The following is a 23,247-nucleotide window of genomic DNA, read 5'->3' on the forward strand; positions in this document are numbered from 1 at the left end:
ATGGCGAACATCAAAAAGGGCGACCTGGTTCAGGTCATCTCGGGCCCGACGCCCGAGCGCGGCGGTGACCGCGGCAAGCAGGGCAAGGTCCTCGAGGTCCTTGTCGAGCAGGACCGCGTGATCGTCGAGGGCGTGAACTACGTCACCAAGCACGTGCGCGTTGGCCAGACCCAGCGCGGCACCAAGACCGGCGGGCTCGAGACGATCGAGGCGCCCATCCACATCTCCAACGTCCAGGTCGTGGACCCCGAGACGAAGAAGCCGACCCGCGTCGGTCACCGTGTCGAGGAGCAGGTCAAGGACGGCGTCAAGCGTACGGTTCGCGTGCGCTACGCGAAGAAGTCAGGTAAGGACCTCTGATGAGCACCACCACTGCTGCGCCCGCTGGCAAAATCCAGCCGCGCCTGAAGCAGAAGTACAACGGCGAGATCAAGAAGGCGCTGCAGGACGAATTCGGCTACGCGAACGTCATGCAGATTCCGGGCCTGGTCAAGGTCGTCGTGAACACCGGTGTCGGCGAGGCAGCTCGCGACAGCAAGGTGATCGATGGTGCGGTCGACGACCTCACCAAGATCACCGGTCAGAAGCCGGTCGTCACGAAGGCTCGCAAGTCGATCGCGCAGTTCAAGCTGCGTGAGGGTCAGGCCATCGGCGCGCACGTCACCCTTCGCGGTGACCGTGCGTGGGAGTTCATCGACCGCCTCGTGAGCCTGGCACTGCCCCGCATCCGTGACTTCCGCGGCCTGTCGGACAAGCAGTTCGACGGCAACGGCAACTACACCTTCGGTGTGCAGGAGCAGTCGATCTTCCACGAGATCAACCAGGACAAGATCGACCGCGTCCGCGGGTTCGACATCACGATCGTGACGTCGGCGAAGACGGATGCCGAAGGTCGCGCTCTGCTGCGTCACCTCGGCTTCCCGTTCCGCGGTACCGAGCAGCAGGCCTGATCCACTCTTGATGTCCCGGGACCTCCGGGGCATCACCACCACAGGTCGGCGTCCGCGTAACGGGCGTCGAAACCTGGTGAACGAAAGAAGAACCCCATGACCATGACAGACCCGGTCGCAGATATGCTGACCCGGCTGCGCAACGCGAACTCGGCGCATCACGACTCCGTGTCGCTGCCGAGCTCCAAGCTCAAGACCCACATCGCCGAGATCCTCAAGCAAGAGGGCTACATCTCGGACTGGTCGGTCGAGGATGCCCGCGTGGGCCAGACCCTGACCATGACCCTCAAGTACGGCCCGAACCGGGAGCGATCGATCGCGGGCATCAAGCGCGTGTCGAAGCCCGGCCTTCGCGTGTACGCAAAGTCGACCGAGATCCCCACGGTTCTCGGCGGACTGGGTGTTGCGATCCTGTCCACCTCCTCCGGTCTTCTCACCGACCGTCAGGCCGAGCAGAAGGGCGTGGGTGGGGAAGTCCTCGCCTACGTGTGGTGATCTGACATGTCGCGTATTGGACGTCTTCCCATCGACATCCCCGCTGGCGTGACCATTACGGTCGAGGGCCAGGATGTCGCCGTCAAGGGCCCGAAGGGTGAGCTGTCGCTGACCGTCGCGCGCCCCATCGAGGTCAAGGTCGAAGAGGGCCAGGTGCTCGTCACCCGTCCCGACGACGAGCGCGAGTCGCGGTCGCTTCACGGCCTGACCCGCACCCTGATCAACAACAACATCATCGGCGTGACCCAGGGCTACACCAAGGGCCTCGAGGTCGTCGGCACCGGTTACCGCGTTGCCCAGAAGGGCAGCTCGATCGAGTTCGCCCTCGGCTTCTCGCACCCCGTGCTCGTTGACCCGCCCAGCGGGATCAGCTTCACGGTCGAGGGCAACAACAAGGTCACCGTGAGCGGCATCGACAAGCAGGCCGTCGGTGAGGTTGCTGCCAACATCCGAAAGATTCGCAAGCCGGAGCCCTACAAGGGCAAGGGCATCCGCTACGCCGGCGAGGTCGTGCGTCGCAAGGCCGGAAAGGCTGGTAAGTAACCATGAGCGTCAAGACGAAGTCCGACGCCCGCGCGCGTCGCCACACCCGTCTTCGCAAGAAGGTCGTCGGCACCACCGAGCGTCCGCGCCTGGTCGTCACCCGCTCTGCCCGTCACGTGTTCGTGCAGGTCGTGGACGACAGCAAGGGCCACACGCTGGCCTCGGCATCCACCCTCGAAACCGACCTGCGGTCGTTCGACGGTGACAAGACCGCCAAGGCCCGCAAGGTCGGCGAGCTCGTCGCTGAGCGTGCGAAGGCAGCCGGCGTCGCCGACGTCGTGTTCGACCGTGGCGGCAACCGCTACGCGGGGCGTGTCGCGGCTATCGCCGACGGCGCCCGCGAAGGAGGTCTGAACCTGTGAGCGAGAACAACAACCCCGTGGAGAACGACGTGACCACTGCCGAGGGCACCGAGCAGGCTGCCGATGCCACTGCGGCCGAGGGTACTGCTGCGACCACCGAGCGCGAGCGCGAGCCGCGTCGCGGTAGCCGCGAGCGCAACCCCAACCGTGACCGCAACTCGCGTGACCGTGGCGACAACCAGTTCCTGGAGCGTGTCGTCACCATCAACCGTGTGTCGAAGGTCGTGAAGGGTGGACGTCGCTTCAGCTTCACCGCCCTCGTGGTCGTCGGTGACGGCAACGGTGTGGTCGGCGTCGGCTACGGCAAGGCCCGTGAGGTTCCTCTGGCGATCTCGAAGGGCGTCGAAGAGGCCAAGCGCAACTTCTTCCGCGTGCCGCGCTCCGGATCCACCATCCCGCACCCCGTGCAGGGTGAGGCAGCAGCCGGCGTGGTGCTCCTGCGTCCTGCAGCTGCCGGTACCGGTGTTATCGCCGGTGGTCCGGTGCGTGCGGTGCTCGAGTGCGCCGGTATCCACGACGTGCTCTCGAAGTCGCTCGGCTCCTCGAACACGATCAACATCGTCCACGCGACGGTCGAGGCTCTTCAGCAGCTCGAGGAACCGCGTTCGGTTGCCGCGCGCCGTGGTCTTGACTTCGACCAGGTCGCGCCGGCCCGTCTCGTTCGTGCCGAAGCTGAGGCTACGGCCGCACAGAAGGTAGGTGCCTGATGGCTGCTCGGCTGAAGGTGACCCAGGTCAAGTCCAAGGTGAGTGAGAAGCAGAACCAGCGTGACACGCTGCGCTCGCTCGGTCTCAAGCGGATCGGCGACTCGGTCGTCCGTCCCGACGACGCGCAGACGCGCGGCTACGTCAAGACCGTCGCTCACCTCGTGAAGGTTGAGGAGATCGACTAATGGCAGACAACGAAAACGTCGAGGCTGCAGAAGCAGTAGCCGCGGCGCCCAAGAAGGCCCCGGCCCGCAAGGCTCCGGCCAAGGCTGCTGCCGACGCGCCCGCCGAGAAGAAGGCGCCTGCGCGCAAGGCTCCGGCCAAGGCCGCAGCTGACAGCGACGCCTCGGCCGAGAAGGCGGCTCCCGCCAAGAAGGCTCCGGCCAAGGCTGCAGCGAAGAAGGATGTCGCACCCGCGACCCGTCCCGGTGTGCTCAAGGTGCACCACCTTCGTCCGGTCCCCGGCGCCAACACGGCGAAGACTCGGGTGGGCCGCGGTGAGGGTTCGAAGGGTAAGACCGCAGGCCGCGGTACCAAGGGTACGAAGGCCCGCTACCAGGTCAAGGTCGGTTTCGAGGGTGGGCAGATGCCGCTGCACATGCGCACCCCGAAGCTCCGTGGCTTCAAGAACCCGTTCCGCGTGGAGTACCAGGTCGTGAACCTCTCGACGCTGGCTGAGCTCTACCCGAAGGGTGGAGAGGTCACCGTGAGTGACCTCGTGGCCAAGGGTGCAGTTCGCAAGAACGAGAAGGTCAAGGTCCTCGGAGACGGTGACATCTCGGTCAAGCTCACCGTGACCGTCGACAAGGTTTCGGGTTCGGCCGAGCAGAAGATCGTCGCAGCCGGCGGGTCGGTCGCGACCGCCGCCTCGGCAGAGTAGTACCTGGAAAGAGGGGCCGGAGGTATCTCCGGCCCCTCTTTCGGTTAGCCTGGACGTTGGCGCGCCAGAGCGTGTCGGCATCCCCCTTGGAGGAATCCTCTTGTTCAGCGCCATCGCGCGGGTGTTCCGCACTCCCGATCTTCGTCGCAAGATCGGGTTCACCCTGGCCATCATCGCCCTGTATCGCTTCGGTGCGCACGTCCCGACGCCGTTCGTGGACTTCCCGAACGTACAGCAGTGTCTGCGGGACTCCACCGGCACTGAGGGTCTGCTCGCTCTCGTCAACCTGTTCTCCGGTGGTGCTCTGCTCCAGCTGTCGATCTTCGCGCTGGGCGTCATGCCCTACATCACCGCGACGATCATCGTGCAGCTGCTGCGCGTGGTCATCCCGCACTTCGAGGCGCTCTACAAGGAGGGGCAGGCGGGGCAGGCCAAGCTCACGCAGTACACCCGCTACCTGACGATCGCGCTCGCGCTCCTGCAGTCGACGACCCTGGTCACCGTTGCCCGCAGCGGTCAGCTGTTCGGAACGTCGAACGTGCCGGAGTGCCAGCAGCTGCTGACCAACGACGCGTGGTGGGCGCAGTTGCTCATGATCATCACGATGACCGCAGGTACCGGCCTCATCATGTGGTTCGCCGAGCTCGTCACCGAGCGCGGTATCGGCAACGGGATGTCGATCCTCATCTTCACTTCCATCGCTGCCGCCTTCCCGGCCTCGCTGTGGGCGATCTGGCAGTCGCGTGGGTTCGAGACGTTCTTGCTCGTCGTCGCCGTCGGCATCGTGGTCGTCGGCCTTGTGGTGTTCGTCGAACAGTCCCAGCGCCGCATCCCGGTGCAGTACGCCAAGCGGATGGTGGGCCGCCGCACCTATGGCGGAACCAACACGTACATCCCGATCAAGGTCAACATGGCCGGTGTTGTGCCCGTCATCTTCGCGTCGTCGCTGCTGTACATCCCGGCGCTCATCGCCCAGTTCAACCAGCCCGCCGCGGGGGAGACCGCCGCCCCGTGGGTCGTGTGGATCAGCAACAACCTCACCAACGGTGACAGCCCGATCTACATGATCGTGTACTTCCTGCTCATCGTCGGGTTCACCTACTTCTACGTCGCGATCACCTTCAACCCGGTTGAGGTCGCCGACAACATGAAGAAGTACGGCGGGTTCATCCCCGGCATCCGTGCGGGGCGCCCGACTGCCGAGTACCTCGACTACGTGCTCACGCGCATCACGCTTCCCGGTTCGATGTACCTGGGTCTGATCGCTCTGCTTCCGCTGTTCGCGCTGGCGCTGGTCGGCGCGAACCAGAACTTCCCGTTCGGCGGTGCCTCAATCCTGATCATCGTGGGTGTGGGTCTTGAGACCGTGAAGCAGATCGACGCACAGCTGCAGCAGCGACACTACGAAGGGCTCCTCCGATGACGCGCTCCGCCGACCTCCCCTCCGCTCGCCTCTTGATCGTCGGGCCGCAGGGCTCGGGCAAGGGCACGCAGGGGGTTCGCGTGGGCGAAGCGCTGTCGATTCCCGTGATCTCGACCGGGGACGTCTTCCGCGCCAACGTCAGCGCGGGAACCCCTCTCGGCCAACAGGTCAAGGCGATCATCGAAGCCGGCGACCTCGTGCCGGATTCGCTGACCAGCGAGATCGTGCGCGACCGTCTGACGCAGGATGACGCGAGCAACGGCTTCCTTCTCGACGGGTATCCGCGCAACCTCGGCCAGGTCGGCGACCTCGACGCGTTCCTCGAGAGCCGCGGCGAGTCGCTGGATGCCGTCATCGAGCTTTCCGTTCCGCGTGATGAGTCGATAGCGCGACTGACACAGCGCGCCATCGACCAGGGCCGGACCGATGACACCGAAGAGGTCATCGCCAACCGGCTCGCCATCTACGAGCGCGAGACAGCTCCCATCCTCGATGTGTATCGGGAGCGCGGGATCGTCGACGCGATCGACGGCGTCGGATCGCTCGACGAGATCGCAGACCGCATCGCCGCCGCCCTCGCGGCGCGCGGCATCACCGGCTGACCGGGCGTCGTGCTGCGTCGATCGATCTACAAGACCCCCGCTCAGCTGCGAGCGATGGTCGAGCCGGGGCTGATCACCGCCGCCGCCCTGGATGCGGTTCGTGCGCTCGCCGCGCCGGGAGTCACGACCCTCGAGCTTGATGCTGCGGCATCCGCCGTGATCACCGGTCGTGGGGCGCGTTCGAACTTCCAGCTCGTGCGCGGGTACCGCCACACGGTGTGTGCGTCGGTGAACGAGCAGGTCGTCCACGGCATTCCGGGTGACTACGTCTTACAGCCCGGTGACATCCTCTCGGTGGATGCCGGAGCCGAGTATCACGGGTGGAACGGGGACTCCGCGTTCACTGTCGTTCTGCCCGATCCGGAGCGGCCGGACCTCGTCGCTGCTCGGCAGCGGCTCTCCGATGTCACGCGAGGATCGCTGTGGGCCGGAGTCGCCGCCCTGGCATCGGCATCCCACGTCGGCGAGGTCGGCGCGGCGATCGAAGGATACGTCGAGGCGAACGCCCCCGAGGGCGGGTACGGCATCCTGCGCGACTACATCGGCCACGGCATCGGGCGCAAGATGCACGAGGCGCCGCCGGTGTTCAACTACCGAACCAGTGATCCGGGCGCCGAGGTGCGACCGGGGTTGGTGCTCGCCATCGAGCCGATGGTGGTCGCCGGCGATCAGGCGACGTTCGTCGAAGATGACGATTGGACAGTGTCGACCGTCGATGGCACAGACGGCTCACATTGGGAACATAGCGTTGCCGTGCACGATGGTGGTATCTGGGTGCTCACGGCACCCGATGGCGGCGCCGCGGAGCTTGCTCCGTTCGGTGTCATCCCGCAACCGATCGCAGGGGCCTGAGCGGCGCACGCTGGCAGGCCCGACGGACACACAGCATCCGGAGGAAGCAAACATGGCAGCTACCGCGAAGTCGAACAACTCTTTCGCGATCTGGGTCAGCGTCGCGGTCGTCGCGGTGCTGGTACTGGTCGGAGCTCTCGTCGTGTGGATGAACAACACGGCATCGGCTCCAGGGCCCGTTCCGGCTGCCGCGAACATCAACACCGAGACCGGTGGGATCGCGGTCGGCACCGGTTCGAACTCCGTCGACACCTACGTCGACTTCATGTGCCCCTACTGCAACCAGTTCGAGCAGGCCGAGGGCGAGACCATTCGGCAACTCATCGATGACGGGTCGATCACGCTGAACGTCCACCCGGTCTCGATCCTCGACCGGGTATCGCAGGGCACCCAGTACTCCACGAGGTCGGCCAGCGCCGCCTATTGCGTTGCGGAGTCGGATCCGGATGCGCTGCTGGACTTCATCACTGCCATGTACGCCCAGCAGCCGGCCGAGTCCTCGCCGGGACTGACCGACGACGAGATCGTTGCGATCGCTGAGGGCGCGGGAGCCACGAACTCCAGCTCCTGCATTACGGATGGCACGTACATGGACTTCGCAACCACGATGACGCAGAACCTGCCGACGAACCCTGCCACGGGCGGGGCGAGCACGCCGACGCTCGTCGTCAACGGAGAGTACGTGACGGTGACCTACGACCCGCAGACCGACATCGTCGCTCGCTTGAACTGAGCGCGAACAGGACCACGCCGCCGAGCGCCCGCAGCAATGGGCACAGACACAGCACCCGTAGGACGACACCATGGCAGCGCCTGCAAAGAAGAACAGCTATCTCGCCATCTGGATCAGCGTCGCGGTGGTTGCGGCACTCGTTCTGGTCGGCGCGCTCGTGGTGTGGATGAACAACACCGCTGCGGCTCCGGGTGCTGCACCCGAGGGGCCGGGCATCGACTCGTCGACCGGCGCGATCGCGGTGGGCAGCGGGCCTGACGAGGTCGATGTGTGGTTCGACTTCTACTGCCCTCACTGCCAGGACTTCGAGGACGTCTATGGCCCGACGCTGGATGAACTCGTCACCTCGGGCGACATCACCCTGAACCTGCATCCCGTTGCGTTGTCGGGACTGAACGCGGCATCCGGCACCGACTTCTCCGAGCGTTCGGCCAGCGCGCTCTATTGCGTCGCCACGCAGGACACTGACGCTGCTTTCGCGTTCACCCAGACGCTTCTGACTGCTGACGTCACCGGCGCGGGATGGACGGATGACGAACTCATCGCGCTGGCTGCCGACTCCGGGGTGACCGGGATCGACGAGTGCGTCACCCAGCGCACGTACGTCGACTTCGTCGACGCGCAGACCCGGGAGATCCCTGCGAGCCCTCAGGGCGGGCAGGGAACGCCGACGCTCGTGATCAACGGCGAGTACATCAGCCTCACCGGTGACGTAAACGCCGACATCGTCAACCGATTGAGCTAAGACCCCCTCACGCGCGACGCCCCCGCGGACTTCGGTCCCGGGGGCGTCGCGCGTGCCGTCGGTTGGCCGCGACGCGCCGGTTCGGCGGGGCGACTCCCCGTGACTACTCGCGGTTTTGGATGCGTTCACCTGTGCGTTGACTTCGGTGGCGAGGCTGGCGGGGCGCCACCGCGCTGAGGCAACGTCAGCGAGTTCGGCGCACCATCCCTTGCACCGATTCGCAGGAGTACTCGTCATGCGCCGACGCCTTGCCGCCGCCCTGTCCGTGATCCTTGGGCTCTCGTTTGCCGTCGCCGTTCCTGCGGCTGCGTCGGCTGAACCGATTGAGGTCCCGCCGGTGGTGATCAACGAGATCCAGCCGGATGACCCGCAGGATGCTGCCGACTGGGTGGAACTCGCCAATACCGGGCAGGCCGATGTCGACCTCGCCGGCTGGAAGCTGCGCGACGACAAGAACGAGAGCACTATCGCGTCGGGCTACGTCGTTCCCGCCGGCGGATACCTGGTGCTCTCCGAGGATGCCGGGTTCTCGTTCGGCCTCGGCAAGAGCGGTGACGAGGTCCACCTGCTCCTCCCTGACGGCACTGTCGTCGACGAGTACGCGTTCACGGAGCTGCCCCCCGGTGCGTCGAACGCCTCCTGGGGCCGGTGCCCCGACCTGACCGGAGACTTCGGACCCACTGCAGCCCAGACCCCGGGCGAGGCGAACTCCTGCGCACCCGATCCCGCGACCTCTCTTGTGATCAACGAGGTCGAATCCGACGGCGGCGACCCGGCCGACTGGATCGAACTGGCGAACACGTCCTACCTTCCCGTCGACGCAAGCGGGCTCATCCTGCGCGACAACGACGACACCCACACCTTCACGATCCCGACGGGAACCACCATCCCCGCTTACGGCTTCGCCGCCTTCGTCGTGGATGCGGGGCCGTCCGCTTACGGCCTCGGCAAGGCGGACTCGGCGCGCCTGTTCGCCGCTGATGGGACCACGCTCATCGATCAGTACTCGTGGACCGCGCACGCCGCGACGAGCTACGGGCGCTGCCCCGATGCGACTGGTGAGTTCGAACTGACGGCATCCGTCACTAAGGCCGCCGCGAACGACTGTGCGCCGGCAGACGGCGGGGACACCCCTGTGGCTGGCGCTGACGCCATCCGGGTCAACGAGATCGAGTCCAGCGGGGGCGACCCGGGCGACTGGGTAGAGCTTGTGAACACGTCGGACACGGATGTCGATCTCGGCGGTTGGATCCTGAAGGACGACAAGGATGACCACGCCCTGACCATCCCGGCTGGCACGACGATCGCCGCGGGTGGCTACACCGTCATCTACACCGACCTCCCGGGTGACGGGTTCGGGCTCGGGAACGGGGATGCGGCGCGACTGTTCCTGCCCGACGGCGTCACCCTTGTCGACAGCCACTCGTATCCCGCCCACGCGCAGCGCACGACCTGGGGTCGCTGCCCGGACGGTGCCGGCGAGTTCGTCGAGACCTACAGCTCGACTCCAGGCGCTGCGAACGACTGCTCGCCGATCCGCATCAACGAGGTGGACTCGAAGGGCGCTGAGCCCGTCGACTGGATCGAGGTGACCAACGCGGGTCCGGACGCCGTCGACATCTCCGGCTACATCCTGCGGGACGACAACGACGACCACGCCGTCGTCGTGCCGAATGGAACCACCCTGCAGCCCGGCGCCTTCGTGGCCATCGACGTCGACGCCACGGGAGGCTTCGGCCGCGGCGGTGCTGACGCTGCGCGCCTGTTCGCGCCCGACGGGACGACGCTGCTGAACCAGATGAGCTGGAGCGAGCACGCTGAGACGTCGTGGGCGCGCTGCCCCGATGGCCTCGGCGAGTTCGAGGTTGCCGCGTCGGTGACCAAGGGTGCTCCGAACGACTGCATCGGCCTTGTCGCGGCAACGCCGTGGCCGGGCGACGCGGGTGTGACTGCAGTTTCGGCGCCGGATGCCTTCGGCGAGGACATGAGCGGCCTGGCCTATGAGGCGACCGCTGAGGGTCGCGGGACGCTCTGGGCCGTGAACAACGGCACCGGAACGCTCTTCCAGCTCGAGTGGAACGCCGAGGCCGGGCAGTGGATCAGCCCGAAACAGGGTGAGTGGGCGGCGGGCAAGGTCCTGCGCTACCCCGGCGGTTCCGGTGCCGTGGATGCCGAGGGTGTGAGCCTCGTCGCGGGCACCTCGGCGGGCGGGGTGTACGTCGCGTCGGAGCGGGACAACACGGCCAGCGACGTCAGCCGACCCTCCGTGCTGCGCTTCGATGTGTCGGTATCCGGAACCGAACTTGTCGCGACCGACGAGTGGAACCTTGCAACCCTCCTGCCGGCTCTCCCCGCCAACGGCGGGCTCGAGGGTGTCACGTGGGTGCCGGACTCGGTCTTGGTCGCACGGGGATTCGTCGATAGCAGCACCGGCAAGGCGTACGACCCGGCGACCTACGGCGCGCACGGCGATGGCCTGTTCTTTGTCGGTGTTGAGGGCACGGCGCGCATCTACGCTGTAGCGCTTCGGGACGCCGGAGTGGCGAGCATCGTCGCCACGATCGACCCGAAGCTCTCGGTGGTGGCCGACGTCACGTGGGATGCGGCATCCGGAACCCTGTACGCCGTGTGTGATGACGCGTGCGGTGGCGAGATCCACGCGATGCGGATTGCCGCGGACGGCGTCTATGCCGGAACCTTCCAGAACGTCGCGGCCTACCTCGCGCCGGCTGGCATGCCCGCCAAGGCCGGCAACGAGGGCTTCGCGATCGGTACGTGCGAGAACGGTGTCGCGCCGGTCTTCTACGCCGACGACAGCGAGACCGACAAGATCTCGCTGCGCGAGGGCCGGATGTACTGCGGGGCCTACCGCGGCGGCGATGACGTGCTCCTGAACCTGCTGAACATCAACGACTTCCACGGTCGCATCGACGGCAACACCGTGAAGTTCGCGGGCACGATCGAGCAACTGCGCGCCGCATACGGCGACGACAACACGCTGTTCCTCTCGGCCGGTGACAACATCGGGGCGTCGCTGTTCGCCTCCGCGTACGCCGATGACAAGCCCACGATCGATGTGTTGAACGCGATGGGGCTGGCGGCATCCGCTGTCGGGAACCACGAGTTCGACAAGGGCTCGGCTGACCTGCTCGGTCGGGTCACGGATGCGGCGCAATTCCCGTACTTGGGCGCCAACGTCTATGCGAAGGGGACACAGGATCCGGTGCTGCCCGAGTATGCGACGTTCGAGGTGGAGGGACTCACGGTCGCGGTGATCGGCGCCATCACCCAGGAGACGCCGTCGCTGGTCTCGCCCGGTGGGATCGCCAGCCTCGACTTCGGTGACCCCGTGGATGCTGTGAATAGGGTGGCCGCATACCTGACCGACGGTGACGAGGGCAACGGCGAGGCTGACGTGATCATCGCCGAGTACCACGAGGGCTCGATCGACGGGGTGAAGGAAGGCGCGTCGGTCGAGGACGAGATCGCTGCGGGCGGAGCGTTCGCGAAGATCGTGACGCAGACCTCGGCGGCCGTGGATGCGATCTTCACCGGCCACACGCACAAGGAATACGCGTGGGACGGCCCCGTTCCCGGTTCGGACCGGACGCGTCCGATCCTGCAGACCGGTTCCTACGGCGAGAACATCGGCCAGGTTCGGCTCTGGATCGACCCGGTCACGGGCTCTGTGAACGACTACGACGTGCGCAACGTGGCGCGCACGACATCCGCCGATGCGACCCTGACTTCCGCGTACCCGCGCGTCGCTGCCGTCAAGACGATCGTGGATGCCGCGCTCGCGCAGGCGGATGTCGTGGGTTCGCAGCAGGTCGGCTCGGTCACCGCCGACATCACGACGGCGTTCGTGGGCGACAAGCGGGATGATCGGTCATCCCAGTCGACGCTCGGGAACCTGGTTGCGGATGCGCTGGTGGCTTCGCTGTCGTCGGCCGACCGTGGTGGGGCGGAGATCGGTTTGGTCAACCCGGGCGGTCTGCGTAACGAGCTCTACTACGGCGAGGACGGGGTGATCACGTACGCGGAAGCCAACGCGGTGCTGCCGTTCGTGAACAACCTGTGGACCACGACGCTGACCGGCTCGCAGTTGAAGGTCGTGCTGGAGCAGCAGTGGCAGCCCGACACCGCGTCGCGTCCGTACCTGCAGCTGGGTGTGTCGGAGAACGTGTTCTACACGTACGATGCGTCGCTTGCCAAGGGCGACCGGATCACCGGGATCTGGATCGACGGGCAGCCCATCGTGATGGATGCCGAGTATCGGGTCGGGTCGTTCAGCTTCCTGCTGCAGGGCGGCGACAACTTCACGGTGCTCACGGAGGGAACCGACACCCGTGACTCCGGTCTGATCGACCGCGACGCGTGGATCGACTACCTCAAGAACAACTCGCCGCTGTCGCCGGACTTCGCCTCCCGCAGCGCCCAGGTGACCGGGGTCCCCGCCACGATCGAGCAGGGCGAGACGTTGACCGCGACGGTGTCGGGACTCGACATCCGCTCGCTGGGCGCTCCGGCGAACACGACAGCGCTCGTGTCGATTGAAGGCAGCAGCGCCGTCTTCGACCCGGTACTTGTCAACGGCGGCGCCGCGCAGATCAGCATCACCGTGCCGAAGGACGCTCCCCTGAACTCGGCGCTTGTCGTGAACGCCGAGCCATCGGGAACCGGGGTGCGGATTCCGTTGACGGTCACGGGAACGTTCACGCCGCTACCGCCCACGGGTGGCACCACCCCGCCCGCGGAGACGGACTTGACCCCGCAGACGCAGGACGCGATCCAGCCGCAGGGTGGGACGACCTTCAAGCAGGGACAGACGGTGACGGTCACGGTCGGCACTCAGTATGCGGGGCAGACTGTGGAGGGCTGGATCTTCTCGACGCCGACCTACCTCGGTACATCCGTGGTGAGCGCCGCGGGAACCGCGACCTTCACGATCCCCGCGAATCTGCCGGCCGGCACGCATCGCCTCGTGGTCACGGACTCCGCAGGCACAGTGATCGGCTGGGTGTACGTCCAGGTCGAGGCGCTCGCCGCGACCGGCGGCACGGTCGCGGCGACGGGGGTGCCAGTGCTGCCCTGGGCTGCTGCAGTCATCGTTCTCGGCCTGGCACTTGTCGTCATCCGTCGCCGCCGGGGAGGCCGAGCGGAGGGCTGACCCACCGGCGCACCATCCCCTTTCGCCGAACCCACACCTTTTCGCTCGAGCCCACAGGTATCTGTCGCGAGATCCTGTGGGCTCGGCGAGAGAGGTGTGGGTTCGCGGCTGGTGGTGATCGGGCAGTGCGCTCCTCCCCAGGGGTGGAAGGGCGAGCGGATGCCGCAGGTGTGCGCAGCGACGCGTGAGGGGCTGCGCGCGCAGGCGAGACTGCGGGCATGGATGTCGTACCGCCGAGCTACGATCGGGTCTGGGACGCGCGTGCGGCGATCCTCACGCGCGAACGGCTCGAGCGCGAGAGCGCAGCGGCGACCATCGCCGCGCAGCATGCGGATGGCGAGCTGATCCGGCTGCACTCGGGGCGATATGTGCGAGCCGCTGACGCGCAAGGATTCATCGAAGACAGGCATCTACGGACGATCGCGGCGGTGCACTCGCGGCGACAGGCATCCGCTGCGCCGTTCTCGCACGCGTCGGCGGCGGTGCTCTGGGGATTGCCCCTCTTTCGGCACGTTCCTGAAGCCGTACACGTCAGCGACGCGCGCCACAACGGTGTCGTGCGGCATGCCCGGGGCGTAGCCCGACACGAGGTCAGCGTGCCGGACGATGACATCGTGGTGATCGGTGGCATTCCGTGCACGTCCCTCGAGCGCACGGTGTTCGACGTTGCGCGTACGCTGCCGCTGGCTAGTGCGGTGGCCGTCGCGGATGCCGCGCTGCGGCTGGTCGCGTGGGATCCCGAAGATCGGGTCTATGACCAGGGTGCAGCCTCGACATGGGCTACCGCGATGGAGGAGCGTATCGCCCGCGCGCGGGAGCACGTGGCATCCGTCAAGCGCGGTGGATCATGGCCTTCGCAGACGGGCGCGCGCAGCTACCCGGTGAGAGCATGAGCAGGTTGCTGCTGCATGACCTCGGATTCGCGACGCCACGGTTGCAGGTGCGGCTCGCCGACTCGTCCCACCTGTACTTCGTCGACTTCGGGCTGGACGACGCGAAGGCATGGGGCGAGTTCGACGGTGAGGGCAAGTACACGGATGCGCAGTTTCGTGGCGAACGCACACCGTGGGAGGTGGTGCGCGCGGAAAAGGAGCGCGAGGACTGGATCCGCGCGACCACCCACCGCCCGCTGGTTCGGTGGGGGATGCAGCACCTCGCTTCGCCGGTCACGCTCGGCCGGCGGTTGGCCGAGTTCGGCATCCGTCCTCCGCGCTAGCCCCGCGCCCCGCGGCATCCGACTTGTGTTCGTGAACCCACACTTACCGCGCCGAACCCACACGCTATGTCCGTCGGAACATGTGGGGCGGACGCGAAACGTGTGGGTTCGCGCCCCGGGGAGTGCGCGACACGCCCGAGGTTGCCGGGGTGTTCACTATCACGTACTATTGATCTTTGGTGCTTTGCGCCTGCCTTGGCGTGTCCGGGCAGAGCGGACCGGCACCGACTCCCATCCACCGCAGACCGACCGGTCTGCATAAGCGTGAGCGAGGCTATGGCCAAAAAAGACGGTGTCATCGAGATCGAAGGCACAGTGTCCGAGGCGCTGCCCAACGCGATGTTCCGCGTTGAGCTGACCAACGGACACAAGGTGCTCGCAACGATCTCGGGAAAGATGCGGCAGAACTACATCCGCATCATCCCCGAGGACCGCGTCGTCGTGGAGCTTTCGCCCTACGACCTCACCCGCGGCCGCATCGTCTACCGCTACCGCTAGGCCGGTCGAGAAGTAACGCCCCGGGCATCCGTGCCCGCCCGGCGAAGACAGCGAACAGGAACATCATGAAGGTCAACCCCAGCGTCAAGCCCATCTGCGACCACTGCAAGGTCATCCGCCGCCACGGCAACGTGATGGTGATCTGCAAGTCCAACCCGCGCCACAAGCAGCGCCAGGGCTGAGACGGATGCCGTTCCGGCGGCCCCAGGACTCATAACTCAATACACACAGGCAGGGTCAGAACCCGCATCCGGATGCCGGGTGCAGGGGACACCTCGGGACGAAGGCCCGGGCACCGATTCTGCTCCACACCTTCGACGTACTCCGCGGGGAAACCCGGGGGAAAGAGAGAACCGACATGGCACGTCTTGCCGGTGTCGACATCCCGCGCGATAAGCGCGTGGTGATCGCCCTCACCTACATCTACGGTATCGGCCGTACCCGTTCGCACGAGATCCTCGCGGCGACCGAGATCAACGAGGACATCCGCGTGAAGGACCTCAGCGACGACCAGCTCGTCGCCCTCCGCGACTACATCGAAGGTACCTACAAGGTTGAGGGTGACCTTCGCCGTGAGGTTGCCGCCGACATCCGCCGCAAGGTTGAGATCGGCTCCTACGAAGGCCTGCGCCACCGCCGCGGCCTGCCGGTGCGCGGTCAGCGCACCAAGACGAACGCGCGTACCCGCAAGGGCCCGAAGCGCACCGTCGCCGGCAAGAAGAAGGCCGGAAAGAAGTAAGGCGCGGAAGGTTTAGGAGAAAACGCACATGGCTACCCCCAAGTCCGCAGCGCGCAAGCCGCGCCGCAAGGAGAAGAAGAACATCGCCGTGGGCCAGGCCCACATCAAGTCGACGTTCAACAACACGATCGTTTCGATCACCGACCCCTCGGGCGCGGTGATCAGCTGGGCCTCCTCGGGTGGCGTCGGCTTCAAGGGTTCGCGCAAGTCGACGCCCTACGCCGCCGGCATGGCAGCCGAGTCTGCTGCCCGCCAGGCGCAGGAGCACGGCGTCAAGAAGGTCGACGTCTTCGTCAAGGGTCCGGGTTCGGGTCGTGAGACCGCGATCCGTTCGCTGACGGCCGCTGGCCTCGAGGTCGGCTCGATCCAGGACGTCACGCCCCAGGCGCACAACGGCTGCCGCCCGCCCAAGCGCCGTCGCGTCTGACGACAGTCCCGTTCCGGGCCGGCTCACAGCCACCCGGGTGAAGCACTTCGGGTGCCGGGGCGTGCGTTACTGCGCTGCGTCTCGGCATCCCCCGAGAAAAACTCAACACCTCACCCATTGCACGTGTCATATAGCGGGCACGTGATCGAAAGGAACACATCGTGCTCATCGCACAGCGTCCCACTCTGACCGAGGAGAAGATCGGGGAGTTCCGCAGCCGTTTCGTCATCGAGCCGCTTGAGCCCGGCTTCGGTTACACGATCGGTAACGCGCTGCGTCGCAGCCTCCTGTCGTCGATCCCCGGCGCCGCCGTCACCAGCATCCGCATTGACGGCGTGCTGCACGAGTTCAGCACCATTCCGGGTGTGAAGGAGGATGTCACCGAGATCATCCTCAACATCAAGCAGTTGGTCGTCTCCTCCGAGCGCGACGAGCCCATCACGGCTTACCTGCGCAAGACCGGCGCCGGTGAGGTCACCGCCGCCGACATCTCCGCACCCGCCGGTGTCGAGGTCCACAACCCCGAGCTTGTCATCGCGACTCTCAACGAGACCGCGAAGTTCGAGCTCGAGCTCACCATCGAGCGTGGCCGCGGCTACGTCTCGGCGACCCAGAACCGCAACGAGTACGCCGAGAGCGGTCAGATCCCGATCGACTCGATCTACTCGCCGGTGCTCAAGGTCAGCTACCGCGTCGACGCGACCCGTGCCGGTGAGCGCACCGACTTCGACAAGCTCATCCTGGATGTCGAGACCAAGCCCTCCATCGCACCGCGCGACGCCGTGGCATCCGCCGGTCGCACCCTGACCGAGCTGTTCGGCCTCGCCCGCGAGCTGAACGTCGAGGCCGAGGGTATCGAGATCGGCCCCGCGCCGGTCGAGGCCGTCATGTCGAACGAGCTGTCGATGCCGATCGAAGACCTCGACCTGTCGGTCCGGTCCTACAACTGCCTCAAGCGCGAGGGCATCAACACCGTCTCGGAGCTGGTCGCCCTCTCAGAGACGCAGCTCATGAACATCCGCAACTTCGGCCAGAAGTCGGTCGATGAGGTTCGCGACAAGCTCATCTCGCTCGGGTTGAGCCTGAAGGACTCGGTTCCCGGGTTCGACGGCGCGCACTTCTACGGCGGCTACGACGACGAGACCGTCTGACCGGTACCCGAAACGGATGCCGCGGCATCCTGACCGACTTTCCCTGGAGTAACTGACATGCCCAAGCCCACCAAGGGTCCCCGCCTCGGAGGCGGCCCCGCCCACGAACGCCTGCTGCTCGCGAACCTCGCCGCGGCGCTGTTCACGCACAAGTCGATCAAGACGACCGAGACGAAGGCCAAGCGCCTGCGTCCCCTCGCCGAGCGCCTGATCACCTTCGCCAAGCGCGGTGACCTGCACGCCCGTCGCCGGGTGCTCTCGGTCATCGGTGACAAGGAAGTCGTGCACATCCTGTTCGCCGAGATCGCGCCGCTGGTCGCCGAGCGTGAGGGCGGCTACACCCGCATCACGAAGGTTGGCAACCGCAAGGGTGACAACGCCCCGATGGCGGTCATCGAGCTCGTGCTTGAGCCGGTGAACCCGAAGCCGAAGTCGGCGAAGAAGGCTGCTCCGGCCGCCGCTGCGCCGGCCGCGGAGGAGGCTCCCGCCGAGGAGACGCCCGCCGAGGCTCTGGCGCCCGAGGTCGAGGAAGAGTCCACCGACGAGGCAGCTGCGGCAGGCGCCGAATCGCCCGAGGAGGGTGAAGCCGCTGAGGCAGCCGCCGAGGATGCCGTTGTCGACGCTCCCGCCGAGGACGACGCCAAGTAATACCCGGGTCCCAGACCCGCCGAACCCACACCTTCGCGCGCGAACCCACAAGGTTTCTCGCGCGGATCGTGTGGGTTCGGCGTTTTCGTGTGGGTTCGGCGCTTTGGCGGCGGCGCGTAGGGTGGGACGGTGAACGAGAGCACCGCCCCTGCACCGATCCCTGAGAACGCCACGCCGAGTGATGCGCGGCCGCTGTCAGAGCGTGTCGGAGCGCCCGAGACCGTCGATGAGATCCAGCATCCGGATGTCGCCACCTGGCGCCCCGCGACCCGGGCGGACCTCGACGAGATGGTGGCGCTCGTAGACTCTTGCGACAGGGTCGATCATCCGACGTGGTTGACGCCGCGCGAGGATGTCGAGGAGATCTTCGAGCTCTCACATATCGATCCGGAGCTTCACACGAGACTCGGCTTCGCCGCCGACGGCGAACTTGTCGCCATGGCAGGCATCCTGGTGCATCCGTCGCAGGACAAGCAGGTGTACGTCTATTGCACCGGCATGGTGCACCCGCGGTGGCGCCGCCGCGGTATCGGCACGCAGGTGCTGCGCTGGGAGTACGAGACCGCCCAGACCGAGCTAGCGCGGACGGATGCCCGGCTTCCGGGTGCGATCTTCCTTCACGCGTACGAGCACGACGCTGAGGCTCGCGCGTTGGGTGCGCGGCGCGGGATGCCCGAGGAGCGGTGGTTCACGACGATGCTTCGCGACCTCAGCGACCCGATCCCCGAGGTGCCGCTGGATGCCGGATCCCCGGCCCTGCGGATCGAGACCTTCGGCCCGCAGTGGCGGGATGCGACCCGTGTGGCGCGCAATGATGCCTTCCGTGACCACTGGGGGAGCCTGGAGACGCCGCCGGAGCGATGGGAACGGTTCGTCAGCGGTTCGCAGTTCCGCGACGACCTTTCGCGCGTCGTGGTGGACGGCGGCCGCGTGGTGGCGATGGCTTTGGCTACCGTGAACGAGGACGACTGGGAGGTGCAGGGTTATACATCGGCCTACGTCGCGCTGATCGGTGTCGTTCGCGACTATCGCGGCAGGCGGCTCGCCCCGGCGGTGATCACTGCCCTGCTCACGGCGGCACGGGATGCCGGACTTGAGAAGGTCAACCTTGACGTCGACACCGAGAGCCCGACCGGAGCGAACAGTCTCTACGGGCGGCTGGGGTTCGAGGCCACGGACCGCGAGGTCGCCATGGTCGCGAGGTTCTGAACGGCGCCCGTTCCCTTGGCGTGACCCAGCTAGCGTCCGGCTAGACCGCTGAACCCACACGTTCCTGCGCGAGCCCACAGGATTCGTCGCGCGGAAGCTGTGGGCTCAGCGCAAATCGTGTGGGTTCGGCGGGAGAGGACAAGCGCAGTGGGGCTACTGGGCGATCCGCGCCTCCTCGCGGGTGGCCTCACGGTAGGCCCGGGTCTCGATGAGGTACGCGTCGATCGCGCGTTGGTTCTCGGACTGGCGGATCGCAGCGAGCACGGTGTCGGCGTAGATCTGGCCGCCCGAAGTGCCGGGATGGATGCGGTCGCCGGCGAGGTAGTCCACGTGGGGGTCGATGGCGCTCGCCCAATCGGCGATTACGGTGCCCGGATGGGCGGCGGCAAACGCGGTGATGTCGCTGTTGACCCCGGGGATCCAGTCGCGGGGCGCGTAGGCGTTCACGAGCACAAGGGTCCTGTCGGGCCCGGCGGTTGCAGCGATCCGCTCGTAGGCATCCCGGCTGATCGGACCGTTCGTGCCGAGAGCGACGACCACGTAGCGGCCGAGCTGCCCCGCGGCGGCGAATTGGTCGACGATGCCGGGGCCCGCCCATGAGGACCGCGAGACTGCGGCATCCACCCGGATGCCGGGAAGCGTCTCGTACAGCGAGGGTGCGGCAGCGAGCATGACCGAGTCGCCGACGGCGGTGACCTCGCCGCCCGAGATCGGCGTCGGTGACGGCGCGGGCGGCCGGACGGCTCCATCGGCGAGGGCGCCAGCCGGTGCCGGCTCATCGGGTTGCGGTCGGGTATCCGCCGACGGCGTCGGGCTGGCGGATGCCGCATCAACGGCTGCCTGCCCTTCGGCGACGACTGCTTCGCCGGATGACACGCTCGCACCGGTGGTGGCTGCCGCTACCGTGCCGAACACCAGGGCAGTTGTGGCAAGGCCCCCGACGACGGTGCCCCACAGCGCCCCGGCATCGACGCCGACCCGTGCGCGTGCCGCGCGCCAGGTGCCACGGAAACCGAGGCGCCGCACCGGTGTCTCAAGGAATCGGTAGGAAGCCTCCGCGATGACGACGGTGAGCGCCAGCGTCGCGAGGCCGACCCATACCGGTACTCCCGCTTCCGGTGCGGTGCCCTGCACGGCGGCGACCAGCAGGACCAGGAGGGGCCAGTGCCACAGGTACAGGCCGTAGGAGCGTTCACCGATCCACCGCAGCGGACGCGCATCCAGGGCCGGGCCGAGGCCGGCGTGCGGCCAGACGGCAGCGACGATCGCGATACCCGTCAGGGCGCTCGCGGCGGCGATGGTCAGCGGAAAGGTTCTGACGGAGTCGGTGGGTGCGAGCAGGGACAGCCCGACGAGGCCGATCACAGCGGCCGCCCCGAGGATCGTGGCGCCGCGACGGACCGTCGTACGCTGCATCCAGAGCGTGGGCGCCGCCAGGGCGCGGTGGAGGACGAAGGCGAGTGCGACACCGAGGAGGATGCCGAACGCGTGCGAGTCGGTGCCGTAGTACGCGCGGCTGACGTTGCCCGTCGCCGACACGATGTCGCCCATCCATACGGCGGATGCTGCAGCCAGTGCGCCCGCCGCAGCAACCCGCGCCCACGTGCGCGGCAGCAGCAGGATCAGGGGGAGCGCGAGCGGCCACAGCACGTAGAACTGCTCTTCGATGCCGAGTGACCAGAGGTTGCGGAAGAGCTCCGGGCTGGTGGCGCCGAAGTATCCCTCGCCGATGATGATCGCGATCCAGTTGTAGCTGAAGGTGAGGGCACCGGCGATCTGGGCGCCCAACCGGACGAGAACATCACCGCCGACGACCCAGGCTGCGCTCGAGCACACGAGCAGCAGCAGGACCAGCGCAGGCAGGAGGCGTCTGGCTCGCCGACGCCAGAACCCGACGAGGCTGATCCGGCCGGTCGCGTCGCTCTCACGAAGCAGCAGGGTCGTGATCAGGAACCCACTGATCACGAAGAAGACGTCCACGCCGATGAACCCGCCGACGAACCACCACTGTGGGAACAGGTGGAAGACAACCACGAGGATGACAGCGAGCGCGCGGAGGCCATCCAGGCCAGGAAGCCTGGGGCCTGAGGTGGCGCCGTGGATGGCGCCGTGGCGGTCGGTGTGGAGGGGGCTGGACAACGGCGGCTCGGTCGGGCGATGCGGGTTCGGGTACCCAAGTCTACGTCCGGGCGGCGCGAGTTCCCTGGGGCTGCGCCGGGTGCTGATTAGGCTGAAGACGTGCGCATCCGGCTCGACATTTCCTACGACGGTTCGCACTTTCGCGGGTGGGCGCGGCAGCCGCATCAACGGACGGTGCAGGCAACGATCGAGGGTGCGATTTCTCGCGTGCTGGGGGGAGATCCGCGGCTGGTGGTGGCGGGTCGAACTGACGCCGGAGTGCACGCGAGCGGCCAGGTCGCCCACCTGGATCTCGACGACGGACAGGCCGCACGGCTCGCTTCTTCGCGCCGGCGCACGGAGCATGACGACGGCGTAGCAGCTCTCGCCCGTCGCATCCGGGGTGTGCTCGGCGCCTACGCCGATGCCGCGGTGACCCGCACCTCGATCGCACCGGACGGCTTCGATGCGCGATTCTCGGCGGTATGGCGTCGCTACGAGTATCGCGTTGCTGACGATTCGGTTCCCTACGATCCGCTGGAACGTCACCGCACCACCGTGGTGCGCGGTGAGCTCGATGTCGCCGCGATGGATGCCGCAGCCGGCGCCCTGCGGGGACTCCACGACTTCGCTGCGTACTGCAAGCCGCGGGAAGAGGCCACGACGATCCGCACACTGCTCGATTTCGGGTGGGTGCGCGAGGCATCCGGCGTGCTGGTTGCCACGGTTCGGGCTGACGCGTTCTGCCACAGCATGGTGCGCGCCCTGGTGGGCGGGTGCGTCGCGGTCGGTCAGGGGCGACTCGGCGTTGACGACCTCGTGCGTATCCGCGACGAGCTGGCTCGAGTACCCGAGGTCAAGGTGCTCGCTGCCCGCGGGTTGACCCTCACCGAAGTCGGGTACCCCGCCGATGACCTGCTTGCGCACCGAGCGTCGCAGACCCGCGCACGACGGGACCTCGACGCGGACTGAGGGTCGCAACGCCGCGGATGCGTAGACTGATCCCACCCCCGCGCGGGGGGTGATTCATGATCCCGAGGGGGGATGGAGATGAAGGCCGTTGGTCGCAGCGACGCGAGCGTCGGCATCCGTGGTCGTTCGGCGAGAGCTCTCGCGAGGGCGGGTGTGATCGCCGGTTTGGTCGTCCTGCCGATCGCGCTCGCCGGATGCGGCCCCGCTCCGTGGAACAACTGGGGTTACGAGACCTCGAGTCCGACGCCGACCTCCACCCGGCAGACCGTCGCCCCGCCGGTGAAGAACGATCTGTCCAGCGGCGCAACGCAGCGAAACCTCCAGGCCGGAGCCGTGAAGGCAACCGTCGACTACTGGTCGACGCTGTCGATGGACAAGTGGACAGCCGACGCGCTCAAGCCGATCAGCCTGTCACTGATCACGACGATTGAGCCCAACGACGGCCAGAAGGTCTACCTGCAGCGGGCGACGATGGTCGCGGTGCCCCAGAGCGACACGGGAGACCTTGCACCCCTGGATCCGCAGGTGGATGCTGCGAGCGTCAACCCCGGCTATCTTGTGCTCTCGCCCTACAGCTACTCACAGAACTTCACCGTCGGTCCGGTGCCGTCGAATGCGATCTCGGTGACAGTCCAGTTCACGTACGACTTCCTCGTGCAGACGACCCCGACCTCGAACGAATACGCGAAGCAGACGGCATCCGACACGCTCACCATCGCGATCGCGCAGCAGTAGCGCTTCCGATCCGCGAACCCACACGTTCGCGCGCGACCCCACACGCTTCGGCGTGCCAGACGTGTGGGCTCG

26 protein-coding genes are annotated in these 23,247 nt (G+C 66.9%); 25 read left to right on the forward strand and 1 reads right to left on the reverse strand.

The genetic code is table 11. The features are described 5' to 3' along the window. The 23 genes from rplX (at position 1) to MICSW_RS02180 (ending at position 19,350) form a co-directional block, all read left to right on the forward strand. Positions 1–360 (forward strand): 50S ribosomal protein L24, encoded by a 360-nt coding sequence (rplX, locus tag MICSW_RS02070; RefSeq protein WP_228177317.1) that lies wholly within the window; start codon positions 1–3, stop codon positions 358–360. After that, positions 360–950 (forward strand): 50S ribosomal protein L5, encoded by a 591-nt coding sequence (rplE, locus tag MICSW_RS02075; protein ID WP_228177316.1) that lies wholly within the window; start codon positions 360–362, stop codon positions 948–950. Before rplX ends, rplE begins: the two co-directional genes overlap by 1 nt. A 96-nt stretch (positions 951–1,046) precedes the next feature. Continuing rightward, a complete protein-coding gene (rpsH, locus tag MICSW_RS02080; RefSeq protein WP_179430951.1) occupies positions 1,047–1,445 on the forward strand; it encodes a 30S ribosomal protein S8 in 399 nt (132 codons plus the stop codon). A gap of 6 nt (positions 1,446–1,451) precedes the next feature. Further along, positions 1,452–1,988 (forward strand): 50S ribosomal protein L6, encoded by a 537-nt coding sequence (gene rplF, locus MICSW_RS02085; protein ID WP_228177315.1) that lies wholly within the window; start codon positions 1,452–1,454, stop codon positions 1,986–1,988. A 2-nt stretch (positions 1,989–1,990) separates the two neighbouring features. Continuing rightward, positions 1,991–2,350, forward strand: coding sequence for a 50S ribosomal protein L18 (rplR, locus tag MICSW_RS02090; RefSeq protein ID WP_228177314.1), 360 nt, complete (start codon positions 1,991–1,993; stop codon positions 2,348–2,350). A 17-nt stretch (positions 2,351–2,367) separates the two neighbouring features. Continuing rightward, positions 2,368–3,057, forward strand: a complete 690-nt coding sequence (rpsE, locus tag MICSW_RS02095) for a 30S ribosomal protein S5 (RefSeq protein WP_374197998.1) — start codon at positions 2,368–2,370, stop codon at positions 3,055–3,057. Then, positions 3,057–3,242, forward strand: coding sequence for a 50S ribosomal protein L30 (gene rpmD, locus MICSW_RS02100; protein WP_023954062.1), 186 nt, complete (start codon positions 3,057–3,059; stop codon positions 3,240–3,242). Before rpsE ends, rpmD begins: the two co-directional genes overlap by 1 nt. Continuing rightward, entirely contained in the window at positions 3,242–3,937 is a 696-nt protein-coding gene (gene rplO / locus MICSW_RS02105) for a 50S ribosomal protein L15 (protein WP_228177313.1), read from the forward strand. Before rpmD ends, rplO begins: the two co-directional genes overlap by 1 nt. Before the next feature lie 100 nt (positions 3,938–4,037). After that, a complete protein-coding gene (gene secY, locus MICSW_RS02110) occupies positions 4,038–5,360 on the forward strand; it encodes a preprotein translocase subunit SecY (RefSeq protein ID WP_228177312.1) in 1,323 nt (440 codons plus the stop codon). Continuing rightward, the gene (locus MICSW_RS02115; RefSeq protein ID WP_228177311.1) at positions 5,357–5,962 is read left to right on the forward strand and encodes an adenylate kinase; all 606 of its coding nucleotides are present in this window, start codon (positions 5,357–5,359) and stop codon (positions 5,960–5,962) included. The genes secY and MICSW_RS02115 overlap by 4 nt, the downstream gene beginning before the upstream one ends. A 9-nt stretch (positions 5,963–5,971) precedes the next feature. After that, positions 5,972–6,814: a type I methionyl aminopeptidase gene (gene map / locus MICSW_RS02120; protein WP_228177310.1), complete on the forward strand. Its 843-nt coding sequence runs from the start codon at positions 5,972–5,974 to the stop codon at positions 6,812–6,814. A 52-nt stretch (positions 6,815–6,866) separates the two neighbouring features. Next, positions 6,867–7,547: a DsbA family protein gene (locus MICSW_RS02125; protein WP_228177309.1), complete on the forward strand. Its 681-nt coding sequence runs from the start codon at positions 6,867–6,869 to the stop codon at positions 7,545–7,547. A 70-nt stretch (positions 7,548–7,617) separates the two neighbouring features. Beyond that, a complete protein-coding gene (locus tag MICSW_RS02130) occupies positions 7,618–8,292 on the forward strand; it encodes a DsbA family protein (RefSeq protein ID WP_228177308.1) in 675 nt (224 codons plus the stop codon). Between the two features lie 235 nt (positions 8,293–8,527). Continuing rightward, complete coding sequence (locus MICSW_RS02135) at positions 8,528–13,462, forward strand: lamin tail domain-containing protein (protein ID WP_464496610.1); 4,935 nt, start codon at positions 8,528–8,530, stop codon at positions 13,460–13,462. 218 nt (positions 13,463–13,680) lie between these two features. Then, positions 13,681–14,355 carry a hypothetical protein gene (locus tag MICSW_RS02140; RefSeq protein ID WP_464496611.1) on the forward strand — a complete coding sequence of 225 codons (675 nt, stop codon included), beginning with the start codon at positions 13,681–13,683 and terminating at the stop codon, positions 14,353–14,355. Further along, on the forward strand, positions 14,352–14,678 hold the full coding sequence (locus MICSW_RS02145) for a hypothetical protein (protein ID WP_464496612.1): 327 nt from the start codon (positions 14,352–14,354) through the stop codon (positions 14,676–14,678). Before MICSW_RS02140 ends, MICSW_RS02145 begins: the two co-directional genes overlap by 4 nt. 276 nt (positions 14,679–14,954) lie before the next feature. Continuing rightward, a complete protein-coding gene (gene infA / locus MICSW_RS02150; RefSeq protein WP_013583992.1) occupies positions 14,955–15,176 on the forward strand; it encodes a translation initiation factor IF-1 in 222 nt (73 codons plus the stop codon). 65 nt (positions 15,177–15,241) lie between these two features. Beyond that, a complete protein-coding gene (gene rpmJ / locus MICSW_RS02155; protein WP_022893853.1) occupies positions 15,242–15,358 on the forward strand; it encodes a 50S ribosomal protein L36 in 117 nt (38 codons plus the stop codon). Positions 15,359–15,534: 176 nt separating this feature from the next. Beyond that, positions 15,535–15,915 (forward strand): 30S ribosomal protein S13, encoded by a 381-nt coding sequence (rpsM, locus tag MICSW_RS02160; RefSeq protein WP_228177305.1) that lies wholly within the window; start codon positions 15,535–15,537, stop codon positions 15,913–15,915. A 28-nt stretch (positions 15,916–15,943) separates the two neighbouring features. Then, positions 15,944–16,342 carry a 30S ribosomal protein S11 gene (gene rpsK, locus MICSW_RS02165; RefSeq protein ID WP_228177304.1) on the forward strand — a complete coding sequence of 133 codons (399 nt, stop codon included), beginning with the start codon at positions 15,944–15,946 and terminating at the stop codon, positions 16,340–16,342. A gap of 161 nt (positions 16,343–16,503) precedes the next feature. Further along, complete coding sequence (locus MICSW_RS02170) at positions 16,504–17,493, forward strand: DNA-directed RNA polymerase subunit alpha (RefSeq protein WP_464496613.1); 990 nt, start codon at positions 16,504–16,506, stop codon at positions 17,491–17,493. Positions 17,494–17,550: 57 nt separating this feature from the next. Continuing rightward, positions 17,551–18,141 carry a 50S ribosomal protein L17 gene (gene rplQ, locus MICSW_RS02175; protein ID WP_292734350.1) on the forward strand — a complete coding sequence of 197 codons (591 nt, stop codon included), beginning with the start codon at positions 17,551–17,553 and terminating at the stop codon, positions 18,139–18,141. Positions 18,142–18,270: 129 nt separating this feature from the next. Continuing rightward, positions 18,271–19,350 carry a GNAT family N-acetyltransferase gene (locus MICSW_RS02180; RefSeq protein ID WP_464496614.1) on the forward strand — a complete coding sequence of 360 codons (1,080 nt, stop codon included), beginning with the start codon at positions 18,271–18,273 and terminating at the stop codon, positions 19,348–19,350. Positions 19,351–19,503: 153 nt separating this feature from the next. On the opposite strand, the gene MICSW_RS02185 is transcribed toward MICSW_RS02180, so the two are convergent. Then, positions 19,504–21,489: an acyltransferase family protein gene (locus tag MICSW_RS02185; protein WP_464496615.1), complete on the reverse strand. Its 1,986-nt coding sequence runs from the start codon at positions 21,487–21,489 to the stop codon at positions 19,504–19,506. A 99-nt stretch (positions 21,490–21,588) separates the two neighbouring features. Between MICSW_RS02185 and MICSW_RS02190 the strand changes: the two genes are divergently transcribed. Together MICSW_RS02190 and MICSW_RS02195 are read left to right on the forward strand one after the other, a co-directional pair. Next, entirely contained in the window at positions 21,589–22,440 is an 852-nt protein-coding gene (locus MICSW_RS02190; RefSeq protein WP_341578541.1) for a tRNA pseudouridine synthase A, read from the forward strand. Positions 22,441–22,518: 78 nt separating this feature from the next. Beyond that, on the forward strand, positions 22,519–23,175 hold the full coding sequence (locus tag MICSW_RS02195; RefSeq protein WP_464496616.1) for a hypothetical protein: 657 nt from the start codon (positions 22,519–22,521) through the stop codon (positions 23,173–23,175). Positions 23,176–23,247: the final 72 nt, after the last annotated feature.

The organism is Microbacterium sp. SW12 (assembly GCF_055391095.1).